13 protein-coding genes are annotated in these 13,738 nt (G+C 64.9%); 6 read left to right on the top strand and 7 right to left on the bottom strand.

Annotation, left to right across the window (positions count from 1 at the left end; translation table 11 throughout):
* Positions 1 to 16: 16 nt before the first annotated feature.
* Together ACF3ND_RS12555 and ligA are read left to right on the top strand one after the other, a co-directional pair.
* A complete protein-coding gene (locus ACF3ND_RS12555; RefSeq protein ID WP_394060926.1) occupies positions 17 to 1,036 on the top strand; it encodes a cell division protein ZipA C-terminal FtsZ-binding domain-containing protein in 1,020 nt (339 codons plus the stop codon).
* Positions 1,033 to 3,114, top strand: a complete 2,082-nt coding sequence (ligA, locus tag ACF3ND_RS12550; protein ID WP_394060924.1) for an NAD-dependent DNA ligase LigA — start codon at positions 1,033 to 1,035, stop codon at positions 3,112 to 3,114. The genes ACF3ND_RS12555 and ligA overlap by 4 nt, the downstream gene beginning before the upstream one ends.
* A gap of 575 nt (positions 3,115 to 3,689) precedes the next feature.
* Here ligA and ACF3ND_RS12545 read toward each other — a convergent pair.
* Genes ACF3ND_RS12545 through msrB form a run of 4 tightly spaced genes read right to left on the bottom strand, consistent with a single transcriptional unit; the run spans position 3,690 to position 5,704 of the window.
* Positions 3,690 to 4,466: a peptidylprolyl isomerase gene (locus tag ACF3ND_RS12545; protein ID WP_394060922.1), complete on the bottom strand. Its 777-nt coding sequence runs from the start codon at positions 4,464 to 4,466 to the stop codon at positions 3,690 to 3,692.
* Positions 4,467 to 4,474: 8 nt separating this feature from the next.
* Positions 4,475 to 4,738 (bottom strand): BolA family protein, encoded by a 264-nt coding sequence (locus ACF3ND_RS12540; protein ID WP_394060920.1) that lies wholly within the window; start codon positions 4,736 to 4,738, stop codon positions 4,475 to 4,477.
* A 7-nt stretch (positions 4,739 to 4,745) separates the two neighbouring features.
* Positions 4,746 to 5,312: a septation protein A gene (locus tag ACF3ND_RS12535; RefSeq protein ID WP_394060918.1), complete on the bottom strand. Its 567-nt coding sequence runs from the start codon at positions 5,310 to 5,312 to the stop codon at positions 4,746 to 4,748.
* A complete protein-coding gene (msrB, locus tag ACF3ND_RS12530) occupies positions 5,309 to 5,704 on the bottom strand; it encodes a peptide-methionine (R)-S-oxide reductase MsrB (protein WP_394060916.1) in 396 nt (131 codons plus the stop codon). The genes ACF3ND_RS12535 and msrB overlap by 4 nt, the downstream gene beginning before the upstream one ends.
* 341 nt (positions 5,705 to 6,045) lie before the next feature.
* On the opposite strand from msrB, the gene ACF3ND_RS12525 reads away from it, so the two are divergent.
* From ACF3ND_RS12525 to ACF3ND_RS12510, 4 genes are all read left to right on the top strand, one after another.
* Positions 6,046 to 7,215, top strand: a complete 1,170-nt coding sequence (locus ACF3ND_RS12525; protein WP_394060914.1) for an ABC transporter substrate-binding protein — start codon at positions 6,046 to 6,048, stop codon at positions 7,213 to 7,215.
* Positions 7,216 to 7,354: 139 nt separating this feature from the next.
* A complete protein-coding gene (locus ACF3ND_RS12520; RefSeq protein ID WP_394060912.1) occupies positions 7,355 to 8,392 on the top strand; it encodes a branched-chain amino acid ABC transporter permease in 1,038 nt (345 codons plus the stop codon).
* 6 nt (positions 8,393 to 8,398) lie between these two features.
* Positions 8,399 to 10,231, top strand: a complete 1,833-nt coding sequence (locus tag ACF3ND_RS12515) for an ATP-binding cassette domain-containing protein (RefSeq protein WP_394060910.1) — start codon at positions 8,399 to 8,401, stop codon at positions 10,229 to 10,231.
* Positions 10,228 to 10,998: an ABC transporter ATP-binding protein gene (locus ACF3ND_RS12510; RefSeq protein WP_394060908.1), complete on the top strand. Its 771-nt coding sequence runs from the start codon at positions 10,228 to 10,230 to the stop codon at positions 10,996 to 10,998. The genes ACF3ND_RS12515 and ACF3ND_RS12510 overlap by 4 nt, the downstream gene beginning before the upstream one ends.
* Positions 10,999 to 11,062: 64 nt before the next feature.
* Here ACF3ND_RS12510 and ACF3ND_RS12505 read toward each other — a convergent pair whose 3' ends face one another.
* The 3 genes from ACF3ND_RS12505 to ACF3ND_RS12495 all read right to left on the bottom strand — a co-directional run bounded on the left by ACF3ND_RS12505 (position 11,063) and on the right by ACF3ND_RS12495 (position 13,710).
* Entirely contained in the window at positions 11,063 to 11,704 is a 642-nt protein-coding gene (locus ACF3ND_RS12505; RefSeq protein ID WP_394060906.1) for an OmpW family protein, read from the bottom strand.
* 150 nt (positions 11,705 to 11,854) lie between these two features.
* Positions 11,855 to 12,826: a branched-chain amino acid ABC transporter permease gene (locus ACF3ND_RS12500; protein ID WP_394060904.1), complete on the bottom strand. Its 972-nt coding sequence runs from the start codon at positions 12,824 to 12,826 to the stop codon at positions 11,855 to 11,857.
* Positions 12,823 to 13,710: a branched-chain amino acid ABC transporter permease gene (locus ACF3ND_RS12495; protein WP_394060902.1), complete on the bottom strand. Its 888-nt coding sequence runs from the start codon at positions 13,708 to 13,710 to the stop codon at positions 12,823 to 12,825. The genes ACF3ND_RS12500 and ACF3ND_RS12495 overlap by 4 nt, the downstream gene beginning before the upstream one ends.
* Positions 13,711 to 13,738 lie beyond the last annotated feature (28 nt).

The raw sequence follows: 13,738 nt of genomic DNA, 5'->3' as shown, positions 1-13,738 counted from the left end.
TACGACGGAACTGACAATGAGTGATTTGCAAATCGCACTGATTTTATTGGGCATTTTGCTCATCTTGCTCGTGGTGGTGTTCAATTGGTGGCAGGACCGCCGCATACGCCAGCAGATGCAGAGCCAATTTCCGGACGGCGATACGGATCCCTTGATGAGCCAGCTGTCCGAGGCCGAGCGGCGCGAACCCAGCATGGGACGCGGCGAGCCGGCGAGCGCCGACGGCGAGCACGACGCTGCCGAGGTGGACTGCACGACCGAGGCGGTCATCGACATCAGCTTCAGCCAGCCCGTGCAGGCGCAGGCGCTGGCCCAGGCCCTGCAGGGCGTGCAGCGCGTGGGCGGCAAGCCCGTGCGCTATTTCGCCGAATGCGAGGGCGGCGGGCATCGCGCCCGGCTGCGCGCCGGCGAATCCTATTCCAGCATGCAGCTGGCCGTGCTGCTGGCCAACCGCAGCGGACCTCTGTCCGCCATAGAATGGTCGCAATTGTGGACGGCGGCCCAGTCCCTGGCGCAGCAGTTCGACGCCTCGGTCGAAGGCCCCGAACAGAATGACGTGCTGCGTCGCGCTGCCGCGCTGGACAATGCCTGCGCCGACCTGGACGCGCTGGTCGGCATTTCGGTGCGCCTGCCCGGGCCGCTGCCGGCTTCCAAGGTGATCCAGGCGGTCAGGGATGCCGGCTTCCTGCCCTATGGCCAGCAACTGGCCTGGCTGGCCGATTCGGGGCAGCCCCGTTTTACCGCCATGTTCGACAGCGCCAACCCGAACGACATCCAGTCCGCCAGCGTCGAGCGCATCGACCTGCTGCTCGACCTGCCCAACAGTCCCGCCGACGACCACGCCTTCAGTCGCATGGCCACGGTGGCGCGCGATCTGGCCGGCCGCCTGGATGGCGTGGTGCTGGACGACCAGGGCCGTCCGCTGCCCGAAAGCGCGGACCAGAACATCGATGAGCAATTGAGCAATTTATACCGTCGCCTGGACGAGGCGGGCTTTACCGCCGGCCAGGAACGGACTGGCAGGGTTTTTTCGTGACATTGAAACGAGTACAGGAACTGCATCAGGAATTGGCCCAGCACAACTGGGCCTATTACGTTCAGGATGCGCCCACGATTTCGGACGCGCAGTATGACGCGCTGATGAACGAGCTGCTGGCCCTGGAGGCCGAGCATCCGGAATGGATCACGCCGGATTCGCCCACCCAGCGGGTGGGGGCGGCGCCGCTGGCTGGTTTTGCGTCCGTGCAGCACGCCGTTCCCATGCTGTCCCTGGGCAATGCCTTCGAGGACGAGGACGTGCTGGCTTTCGACAAGCGCGTGGCCGACACCCTGGTGGAGGCGGGCCTGGCAGGGCTGGACCGGCGCGTGGACTACGTCGCCGAGTACAAGTTCGACGGCCTGGCCATCAGCCTGCGCTACGAGCAAGGCCGGCTGGTGCAGGCCGCCACGCGCGGCGACGGCGCGACCGGCGAGGACGTGACCAGCAATATCCGCACCATCAAGTCCATCCCCCTGCGCCTGCGCGGCGCCGCCGCCGACCTGCCGGCCGTGCTGGAAGTGCGCGGCGAGGTGCTCATGAACCGCGCCGACTTCGAGCGCCTGAACGAAAGCCAGGCGCGCCGCGGCGAGAAGGTCTTCGTTAACCCCCGCAATGCGGCGGCCGGCAGCCTGAGGCAGCTGGATCCGCGCATCACGGCGCAGCGCCCGCTGCGCTTTTTTGCCTATGGCTGGGGCGAAATCAGCGGCGTGCCCATGGTGACGGTGGGGCAGGGCGGCCTGTTCGAGGAGCCGCTGCCCGACGCATTGCCGCGCGACACGCAGGCCGGCATGATGGACTGGCTGGAAAGCCTGGGCCTGCCCGTCAGCCGCGACCGGCGCGTCGTGCAGGGCGCGCAGGGCCTGCTGGATTTCTACGCCCGGACGCAGGAGCGGCGAGTGAGCCTGCCCTTCGAGATCGACGGGGTGGTGTACAAGGTAAACGCGCTGACGGCGCAGCGCGTGCTGGGCTATGTGGCCCGCGCGCCGCGCTTTGCCGTGGCGCACAAGTTTCCGGCCCAGGAAGAGATGACGCGCGTCGAACGCATCGAGTTCCAGGTCGGACGCACCGGCGTGGTGACGCCGGTGGCGCGCCTGAAGCCGGTCTTCGTCGGCGGCGTCACGGTCACCAACGCCACCTTGCACAACGAAGACGAGGTCCGCCGCAAGGACGTGCGCGAAGGCGACATGGTGACGGTGCGCCGCGCCGGCGACGTCATCCCCGAAGTGGTGGCGGTCGTGCTGCAACATCGGCCCGAAGGCAGCCTGCCTTTCGTCATGGCCAGCGCCTGCCCGGCCTGCGGATCGGCTCTGGAGCGGTTGGAAGGCGAGGCGGCCTGGCGCTGCACCGGCGGATTGATCTGTCCCGCCCAGCGCAAGCAGACGCTGATCCATGCTGCCAGCCGCAAGGCGCTGGATATCGAAGGGCTGGGCGAGAAGCTGGTGGACCAGCTGGTGGATACGGGCCTGGTCAAGACGCTGGCGGATGTGTTCAAGCTCAGGGTGGAGAACCTGGTGCTGCTGGAACGCATGGGGCGCAAGTCGGCGGAGAACCTGGTCGAAGCTATCGACAAGGTGCGCCAGCCGCCTTTGAATCGTTTTGTGTATGCGCTGGGGATACGGCACGTGGGCGAGACCACGGCGCGCGATCTGGCGCAGCATTTCGGCTCTCTGCAGGCGTTGGAGCAGGCCGACGAGGATTCCCTGCTGCAGGTCAATGACGTGGGGCCCGTGGTCGCGGCCTCGGTACGGCACTTCTTCCAGGAGCCGCACAACCGGCAGGTGCTGGACGCCTTGCTGGCGGCCGGGGTGACGCCCCGGCAGGCCCAGGCGCGCGCCAACAGCGGCGCCTTGCCCCTGGCAGGCAAGACTTTCGTGATCACGGGCACCTTGCCCAGCATGAGCCGGGACGAGGCGACGCGCCGCGTGCTGGAGGCCGGCGGCAAGGTCAGCGGTTCAGTGTCCAGGAAGACCGCTTTCGTGCTGGCGGGCGCCGAGGCGGGCTCCAAGCTGACCAAGGCCCAGGAGCTGGGCGTGACCGTGCTGGACGAAGAGCAGTTCCTGGCGATGCTGGCTTAGCGGCGGTTTGGCGCGCTGATTCTTACAGACTGGTCATAGACCCCAAAGTAGTTTTTTCGCTAACCGTTGGGGATCAAATGGAGTATTTAGGAAGCCGCCGCTCAGGCCTGGCCCCAGAACCGCCTCGGCTGACGGCTTGCAGGCGCTATGCGCCTGTACCCTTGCCAGTCACGCGGGCCGGGCGCGGCCTGAACTCACGTGGTGGTTCGTTCCGAACCACAAGCGTCGCGCTCGAACAGCAGGCCGCTTGCCTCCCGGCTCGCGTGACTGTCGGCGGCAAGCCGTCTGACCCGCCTCATCGATTCTGGGGCCAGGCCTGAACGGCTCAAAATGGCACCTATTTGAATCACCTGCCTTGGAGCGTCACCGTCAAGACGCATTGTTTTGATGATGGGTGGGGATGTACCGCGAAGATGCGTACTGAGCCGCTCGAAGGTATTCGAGCGGCGGCTTCATTCGCGCTTCATTCATCCTCCGGTAAATCCGTCCGAAGAACAAAAAACCGGCGCCTTGATGAGGGGCGCCGGTTCGATCGTGCCTTTCTGGCCCGGCGTTTAAAACCGGGCCTGGACGCCTTATTTGATGTCGGCGTCTTTCAGGATCTTCTGCTGGTACTCGGCCAGCTTGCGCTGGCGCAGCATTTCTTCCAACTGAGGCTTGACGTCGTTCAGGGCGGGGAAGGTCACGGGACGGGCGTCTTCCACCTGGATGATGTGCCAGCCGAACTGGGACTGCACGGGAGCGGCGGCCAGTTCGCCTTTCTTCAGCTTTTCAACGGCCTGGGCGAACTCGGGCACGTAGGTGGAGCTGGGCGCCCAGCCCAGGTCGCCGCCTTGCTGGCCGCTGCCGGTGTCGATGGAGTTCTTCTTGGCGGCGTCGGCGAAGCTGATCTTCTTGGACTTGATCTGGGCCAGCAGATCCTTGGCGGCCTTTTCATCCTTGACCAGGATGTGGCGCACCTTGTATTCCTGCTTGCCTTCTTCCATGCCCTTGATGGTGTTGTATTCCTTGCTGATGTCGGCTTCGGAGACGGGGTTCTTCTTCAGGTAGTCGGCCATCAGGGCGCGCACCAGGATGCCCTGGCGAGCCAGTTCGATTTCCTGCTGGACGTCGGCTTTCTTGTCCAGGCCGGCTTTTTCAGCGGCTTGCACGACAGCCATGCGGTTGACCATCTCCTGCTTGACCTGCTCGCGCAGTTCGGGCGAATCCTTTGCGCCTTGCTCGACCAGCAGGGCGACGAACTGGTCCATGTCTTTCTGGGTGATGGCCTTGCCATTGACTGTGGCAACCGTCTGGGCGTAGGCAGGCGCGGCCAGGGCGCAAGTCAGGGCGAGGGCGGCAAAACGTTTCATGTGCATCCTTAAGCTATGGTTTTGGCTTGGATAGCCAGTGCGTGAATCGGGTAAGGCATGAGATCGTGGACGCGATCATACACAAGTCTGTGCCTTGCCAGTGTTGAAATTCCATCAAATTGTTTCGAGGCGATAATCACGCGGAAGTGGCTGGCGCCTCCTTGCGCTCCGGCGTGGCCGGCGTGCAGGTGGGATTCGTTGATGATGTCGAGCTCGGCCGGCTCCAGCGTCTGGAGACGCTCGCGCAGCACCTGTTCGAGAGAGTCGGTCATGATTGCGTCAGGATTTGGGTGGATTGGATTTGTCGGAATGGTCTTCCAGATAGCGGCCCAGCCAGAGGGACTGGGCGATCACGAAGACCAGCATCATGCCCAGCAGCCCGAAGGCCTTGAAGTTCACCCATTGGGATTCGGTGAAATGTCCGGAAAAGGCCACGTACAGGTTGACGACGCCCGCGGCCGCAAAGAACAGCGACCAGGCCAGGTTCAGCTTGTCCCAGACGCCTTCGGGCAGGACCAGCTGGCCGCCCATGAGCTTTTGCATCAGGTTGCGGCGCATCAGGTAGCGCGCGCCCAGCAGGATCGCGGCGAAGATCCAGTACAGCACGGTGGGCTTCCAGCGTATGAATACGTCGTTATGGAAGATCAGGGTTGCGCCGCCGAACACCACGATGACGGCCAGGTTGATCCAGTGCGAGGTCTCGATGGCCTTGCCGGTCAGCTTGAGCCAGACTATCTGCAGCACCGAGGCGAGCATGGCCACGCCGGTGGCCATGTAGATGTCGGAGAAGCGAAAGACCAGGAAGAACAGGACCAGCGGGAACAGGTCGAACAGGAGCTTCTTCATGCTTCGGGTTCGAACTTCAGCGACAGGGAGTTGATGCAGTAGCGCAGACCGGTGGGCGGCGGGCCGTCCGGAAAGACGTGGCCCAGGTGGGAGTCGCACACATTGCACAGGACTTCGGTGCGGGTCATGCCGTGGCTGAAGTCGGCCTCCTCGCGGACATTGTCCGGATTCAGGGGCTCGAAGTAGCTGGGCCAGCCGCAGCCGGCGTCGAACTTGGTGTCCGAGGCGAACAGCGGCGTGCCGCAACCCACGCAGCGGTAGATGCCTGGCGTGGTGGTGTTCCAGTAGCGGCCGGTGAAGGCGCGTTCCGTGCCTTTTTCCCGGGTCACGATGAATTCTTCAGGACTGAGCAGGGCGCGCCATTCGGCCTCGGTTTTCCGTACTTTTTCCACGAGAGCTGCCTTTTGAAAAACGGGATGGACGCCTGCATGAGCACGTTCCAGCAGGCGCAACACCACATGTTAAACGAGAATTAGAGCTAATTTGCGTTCCAAGGTTCCGCGATGCGCCACGGCGGACCGGTTGGCCCTATGATAGCGGCGGTGTCTTACCCCGCTCGATTTGACCGCGGCGCATTTAGTGCAGTATTCAAATTTTTAATATTTAAGGTAAACACCAATACCTTGTTTCAGCACGACTTGATACGGTTCCGGTATGTGCTGATGATTATCTGTATTACGATTTTCCGGCCGCCGAAACGGCCAACAACAATGAACAGATCTGGGAGATAAGAATGAACTGCTTTCCAACCGTGCGCTTGACCACGCTGGCGGCCGCCTTGGCGCTGTGCGCGCCGCTGGCCGTATCCGCTCAGGTGAAAGTGGGCGTGACCATTGCCGCGACCGGGCCGGCCGCCTCGCTGGGCATTCCCGAGCGCAACACCGTCAGCCTGCTGCCTACCGAGGTCGGCGGCCAGAAAGTCGAATACATCGTGCTGGATGATGCGACCGACACCACAGCGGCCGTGCGCAACATGCGCAAGCTGATCACCGACGACAAGGTGGACGTGGTCATCGGCACCTCGGTCACGCCCGGCTCGCTGGCCATGGTGGACGTGGCCGGCGAAACCAAGACGCCCATGATCAGCGTGGCGGCCAACGCCAAGATCGTCGAGCCCGTGGAAGGCGCCCGCACCTGGGTGTTCAAGACGCCCCAGAACGACCAGCTGATGGCGGGCGCTCTGGCCGACGCCATGGTCAAGCAGAACGTCAAGACCCTGGGCTTCATCGGCTATAACGACGCCTATGGCGACGGCTGGCTGAACGTCATGACCGAAGCCGCCAAGGCCAAGGGCATCAATGTGGTCGCCGCCGAGCGCTACGGCCGCAACGACACCAGCGTCACGGGCCAGACCCTGAAGCTGCTGGGCGCCAAGCCCGACGCCGTGCTGATCGCCGGCTCGGGCACGCCCGTGGCCCTGCCGCAGCGCGAGCTCAAGGGCCGCGGCTATGCCGGCATCATCTACCAGACGCACGGCGCCGCCAACAGCGACGTGCTGCGCGTCTGCGGCAAGGATTGCAACGACATGATCCTGCCGGCCGGCCCGCTGCTGGTGGCCGAGCAACTGCCCGACAGCAACCCCGTCAAGAAGACGGCCATGGACTACAAGACCAAGTACGAGGCCAAGTTCGGGGAAGGTTCCATCAACACCTTCGGCGGCCACATGTGGGACGCCGGCCTGCTGGTGGCCGAGGCCATTCCCGGCGCGCTGAAGACCGGCGCCAAGCCCGGCACGCCCGAGTTCCGCGCCGCGCTGCGCGATTCCATCGAGCAGATCAAGGATCTGCCGGCCTCCCAGGGCGTGTTCACCATGTCCGACAAGGATCATGCCGGCCTGGACCAGCGCGCCCGCGTCATCGTGAAGGTGGTGGACGGCAAATGGACTTATCAGCCTGACCTGTAATCTCCCACAGGCGAAAACCGGCTTCCCAGCCGGTTTTTTCTGAAGGCGGGACCCGGCGCGGGCCGGGCCCGTTCCCGCGACTGGTTTGCGTTACAGTAAGCCCCTTGCCCATTTTTTGTTGTACAGGATGTTGTCCGACATGGATACCACCATCGCTTTAATCTTATTGCAGGATGGCATATTGAATGGCGCCATCTATGCTCTGCTCGGACTCGCCCTGGTCCTCGTCTTTCTCGTCACCCGGGTCATCTTCATCCCGCAAGGCGAATTCGTCACCTTCGGCGCCTTGACCCTGGCCTTCGTGGTGAACGGCCGCATGCCCGGCACGGTCATCCTGCTGCTGATCGCCGGCGCGCTGGTGTTCCTGCTGGAGCTGCTGGCCGCCTTGCGCAGCCGCAGCGCCGCCGGCCTGCCGCGCAAGTTTTTCGTCAATATCCTGATTCCCGTGGCGGTGTACTTCGCCGCGCCCCATATCGTGGCCGCCGACCTGCCGCTGTGGATGGACGTGCTGTTCTCGCTGGCCGTGGTCATCCCGCTGGGGCCCATGGTCTACCGCCTGGCCTACCAGCCCATTGCCGAAGCCAGCGTGCTGGTGCTGCTGATCACGTCGGTGGCCGTGCATTTCGCGCTGACCGGCCTGGGCCTGGTCTTCTTCGGACCTGAAGGCTGGCGCACGCCGCCCTTCATGCAGGGCGAGGTGTCCCTGGGCGCGGTCAGCTGGTCCGCCCAGACCTTCTTCGTGATGGGCGCCTGCGTGGCCCTGATCCTGGGGTTGTGGGCCTTCTTCGGCAAGACGCTGTACGGCCGCGCCTTGCGCGCCACCGCCGTCAACCGGCGCGGCGCGCGCCTGGTGGGCATCAGCACCAATATGTCCGGTTCGCTGACCTTCACCCTGGCCGCCGCCATCGGCGCCTTCTCGGGCATGCTGATCGCGCCGGTCACCACCATTTACTACGACACCGGCTTCCTGATCGGCCTGAAGGGCTTCGTGGCCGCCATCTTCGGCGGGCTGGTCAGCTACCCGGTCGCTTTGCTGGGCGCGCTGTTCATCGGCGTGCTGGAGGCTTTCTCGTCCTTCTGGGCCAGCGCCTATAAAGAGGTCATCGTATTCACCATGGTCATTCCGGTTTTGTTGTGGCGCTCCTTTGGTAGCAAGCACGTGGACGACGAGGAGTAAACACACATGAAACGCTTGCTGACGATATTGTTCATCACCGTCCTGTTCGTGCTGCCGCAGCTGGGCGCCACGCCCGAGTTCTGGATCACCCAGCTGAACTACATCGGCCTGACCAGCCTGGTCGTGCTGGGCCTGGTCCTGCTGACCGGCGTGGGCGGGCTGACCTCCTTCGGCCAGGCCGCCTTCGTGGGCCTGGGCGCCTACACCACCGCCTACCTGACGGCCCGCCTGGGCTGGTCGCCCTGGCTCAACCTGCTGATCGGCCTGGGCCTGACCATGCTGGTGTCCTACATCCTGGGCGCCATCACGCTGCGCCTGTCCGGCCACTTCCTGCCGCTGTGCACGCTGGCCTGGGGCCTGGCGCTGTACTACCTGTTCGGCAACCTGCAGTTCCTGGGCCAGTACGACGGCATCTCGGGCATTGCGCCGCTGGACATCTTCGGGCTGTCGCTGGCCTCGGGCAGGGACATCTATTACCTGATCTGGGTCGTGGCGCTGCTGGCCATGTGGGGCACGCGCAACCTGCTCGATTCGCGCCCGGGGCGCGCCATCCGCGCGCTCAAGCACGGCAGCGGCATGGCCGAATCCTTCGGCGTGAACATGGCGGCCTACAAGGTCATCATCTTCGTCTACGCCGCCTTGCTGGCCTGCCTGTCGGGCTGGCTGTACGCGCACTATCAGCGCGCCGTTTCCCCCAGCCCCTTCGGCCTGAACTACGGCATCGAATACCTGTTCATGGCCGTGCTGGGCGGCGCCGGCAGCGTCTGGGGCGCGGTGCTGGGTTCGGCCCTGGTGCTGACCCTCAAGGACCAGCTGCAGAACTGGCTGCCCAAGCTGCTCAGCACCGACATCAACTTCGAACTGATCGTGTTCGGCATCCTGATGGTGCTGATCCTGCAATATGCCCGCGACGGCATCTGGCCCATCCTGCAAAAGGGCTGGGAGCGCGTGTTCGGCGTGCAGACGCGCCGCCAGGCGCCGCCGCCGCAGGCGCAGGCCCTGCCGCAGCGCGCCCGTCCGCAGGCCGGTTCGCTGGTGCTGCAGGTGGACAAGATCCGCAAGGAATTCGGCGGCCTGGTGGCGGTCAACGACATCAGCTTCACCCTCGACGCCGGCCAGATCATGGGCCTGATCGGGCCGAACGGCGCAGGCAAGAGCACGACCTTCAACCTGATTACCGGCGTGCTGTCGGCCACCAGCGGCCAGGTCAGCTTCCTGGGCCAGCGCATCGACAAGTTGCCGGCGCGCGAGATCTCCCGCCTGGGCGTGGGCCGCACCTTCCAGCACGTGCAGTTGCTGCCGACCATGACAGTGCTGGAGAACGTGGCGCTGGGCGCGCACCTGCGCCGCAAGGTCGGCGTGGTGCCTGCCGTGCTGCATGCCGAACGCCGCAGCGAAGCCGAGCTGCTGCACGAGGCGGCAATCCAGCTGCAGCGCGTGGGTCTGGGAGATTACCTGTATGAACAGGCCGGCAACCTGGCCCTGGGCCAGCAGCGCATCCTGGAGATCGCCCGCGCCCTGGCCTCCGACCCCGTCCTGCTGCTGCTGGACGAGCCCGCCGCCGGCCTGCGCTACAAGGAAAAGCAGGAGCTGGCCAAGGTGCTGGATCAGCTTCGCCGCGAAGGCATGAGCATCCTGCTGGTCGAGCACGACATGGACTTCGTCATGAACCTGACGGACAAGCTGGTGGTCATGGATTTCGGCACCAAGCTGGCCGAAGGCCTGCCCAAGGAGATCCAGGAGAATCCCGCGGTGCTGGAGGCCTATCTGGGCGGCATCGACGACGATCTGGAACTGGACGAACCCGCAACAACCTCGCACGCAGGAGCATCCGCATGAGTCAGGCAACACCCCAGGATGTGATCCTGAAAGTCACCAATCTGGCCGCGCAATACGGCAAGGTCAGCGCCGTCATGGGCGCCAGCCTGGATGTGCGCGCCGGCAGCATCGTCACCGTGATCGGCGCCAACGGCGCCGGCAAGTCCACCCTGCTCAACGCCATGATGGGCGCGCTGCCCAGCGTGGGCCGCAGCACCGGATCGGTCCAGTACCAGGGCGAGGAGATCAGTCACTGGGAGGTGGAGCGGCGCGTGGCCGGCGGCATTTCGCTGGTGCCCGAGCGGCGCGAGCTGTTCGGCAGCATGACGGTGGAGGACAACCTGCTTCTGGGCGGCTTCCGGCTGTACCGGGCCCGGCAGGCCGGCTGGCGCGATACGCTGGAGCAGGTGTATGCCTTGTTTCCGCGTCTGAAGGAGCGCCGCGGCCAGCTGGCCGGCACCCTGTCCGGGGGCGAGCGCCAGATGCTGGCGGTGGGGCGCGCCCTGATGGCGCAGCCCAAGGTGCTGATGCTGGACGAGCCCAGCCTGGGCCTGGCGCCGCGCATCGTGCGCGAGATCTTCATGATCATCGCCCGCTTGCGCAGTACCGGCGTGGCCATCTTGCTGGTGGAGCAGAATGCGCGCGCCGCCCTGCAGGTGGCCGACTACGGCTATGTGCTGGAGACGGGCGACGTGGTGCTGGAAGGCCCCGCGCGCGAGCTGGCCGACAATCCGCGGGTGATCGAAAGCTACCTGGGACTGGGCAAGCGAGAGGCCGAGGCGGCGTAGGCGCCGCGTCCTTGAACGCAAGACGGGCCGCCCCATGGGGCGGCCCGTTCTGCATTCGGGCGTCTTAGAAGCGGTAGCCCACGCCTATGGTGGCGACCACGGGGTCCAGCTTGGCCTTGCCGATGGACTGGCCGTTCAGCTTCACGTCGGGGCGGATGCTGATGTAGCGCACGTCGGCGTTCAGGAACCAGTTCTTGTCCAGCTTGTAGTCCACGCCGAGCTGGGCGGCGAAGCCCCAGGTGTTCTTCAGTTTCAGGTCCGCGCCTTCCAGGGCGCCTTGGGACTTGGTGTCGAAGAACATGGTATAGTTCAGGCCCACGCCCACATAGGGCTGGAAGTCGCTGTCCGGCAGGAAGTGGTACTGCAGGCTGAGGGTGGGAGGCAGGTGCTTGGTGCTGCCGATGCGTCCCAGGTTGCTGTCGATGTTGTGCTTGAAGGGGAAGGCGCCCAGCAGCTCCACGCCGATGTTGCGGGTGGCCATGTAGGTCAGCGAGAAGCTGGGGCGCACATTGTTGCCCACGTCCAGCTTGACGGCGCCGTCCGCGACCGTGCCGTTGTTGGACTTGGGGCTGACCAGGGTGACGCCGCCTTTGACCAGGAAGTCGCCCGCTTCATGGGCCTGGCCGGCCGGCGTGTAGAGGACGGCGGCCGCGCCGACGGCGAGCAGGGACAGGTGCAGGGCTGGAAACAGGTGGCGGGTTTTCATGGGAACTCCGTAGGGTTGATTCAGACCTACAGAATGCCCGAGCGCCGGGGCGCTCGATTTGACCCAGAGCAACATCTTGATACAGGCGCCCGCCGAGACTTGTTCCAGATCAAACAAGTCCGATAATGCGCGTCCGCGCTGGCGTCCGTCTCACGCCTCGCGGCGACGCAGCCGCCAGGCCAGCTCGCCCACGATGCCGCGCCGGAATGCCATCACGCACAGGATGAAGATCAGGCCGATGACGATGGTGACGGATTCGCCCAGGGTGCGGAATCCGTTCCAGCCCGTCCATTGGGCGAGCAGCGCGCCCCATTCGCCGACCTTGTTTTCCAGCACGACCACGATGATGGCGCCGATCACGGGGCCGGCCAGGGTGCCCAGTCCGCCGATCAGCGTCATCAGGATGACCAGGCCCGACATCTGCCAGGTGGCGTCGGTCAGCGTGGCCGACACGAACACCAGCGACTTGGTGGCGCCCGCCAGTCCCGACAGGGCGGCCGACAGCACGAAGGCCAGCAGCTTGAAGCGATCCACGTCGTAGCCCAGCGAGATGGCGCGCGGCTCGTTCTCGCGTATGGCCTTGAGGACCTGGCCGAAGGGCGAGTGCACGCAGCGCCAGATCAGCAGGAAGCCGAAGGTGAAGATGCCCAGCACCAGGTAGTACAGGTTCAGGTCACGGGACAGGTCCCAGCCCAGGATGCTGCCGCGCGGAATGCCCTGCAGGCCGTCCTCGCCGCCCGTGAAGGGCGCCTGCAGGAAGAAGAAGAACAGCATCTGCGCCAGCGCCAGGGTGATCATGGCGAAGTAGATGCCGCTGCGCCGGATGGACAGCGCGCCCATCACCAGGCCCAGCGCGCCGGCGCAGGCCGTGCCGAAGAGCAGCCCGGCCGCCGTGGGCCAGCCCCAGACCGCCAGCGACTGGCCGGTGGCGTAGGCCGCCCCGCCCAGGAAGGCGGCGTGCCCGAAGGACAGCAGCCCCGTGTAGCCCAGCAGCAGGTTGAAGGCGCAGGCGAACAGCGCATAGCACATGACCTTCATGATGAAGATGGGATAGGCGCCCATGGCCGGCAGCAGCGCGACGATCAGGAGCAGAACGATGAAGACAGGGATCTCTCGTTTCATTTGACTTTCCCGAACAGGCCCGCCGGACGCAGCAGCAGGACGATGACCATGATGATGAACACGACGGTATTGGAGGCTTCGGGCCAGAACACCTTGGTGAGGCCTTCGATGACGCCCAGGCCCAGGCCGGTCAGGATGGAGCCCAGGATGGAGCCCATGCCGCCGATGACCACCACGGCGAAGACCACGATGATCAGGTTGCTGCCCATCAGGGGGGAGACCTGCAGGATGGGGGCGGCCAGTACGCCGGCAAAGCCCGCCAGGCCCACGCCGAAGGCGTAGGTGAGGGTGATCATCAAGGGCACGTTGACGCCGAAGGCCTCGACCAGCTTGGGATTCTCGGTGGCGGCCCTCAGCAGGGCGCCCAGCCGGGTCTTCTCTATCATGAACCAGGTCGCCAGGCACACCACGACGGAGGCCGCCACGACCCAGGCGCGATAGATGGGCAGGAACATGAAGCCCAGGTTGTAGCCGCCCTGCAGCAGCTTGGGCGTGGGGTAGGGCTGGCCGGACACGCCGTAGATGCTGCGGAACACGCCTTCGAGCAACAGCGTCAGGCCGAAGGTCAGCAGCAGGCCGTAGAGGTGGTCCAGCCGGTAGAGGTGGCGCAGGAACAGGCGTTCCAGGATGATGCCGAACAGGGCCACGCCCAGCGGCGCGAGCGCCAGCATGACCCAGTAGTTCAGGCCCAGGTATTGCATGCCCATCCAGGCCAGGAATGCGCCCAGCATGTACAGGGCGCCGTGGGCGAAGTTGATGATGTTGAGCAGGCCGAAGATGATGGCCAGCCCCAGGGACAGCACGGCGTAGAAGGAACCGTTCACCAGGCCCAGCAGCAGCTGGCCCAGCAGAGCCTGCAGGGGAATACCGAAAATATCCGTCATAGTATGCGCGACCCGTGCATGTAGTCAG

Source organism: Alcaligenes sp. WGS1538 (assembly GCF_043187505.1).
Lineage (GTDB): Bacteria > Pseudomonadota > Gammaproteobacteria > Burkholderiales > Burkholderiaceae_B > Alcaligenes.
This window is presented reverse-complemented; position numbering and strand designations above follow the sequence as displayed.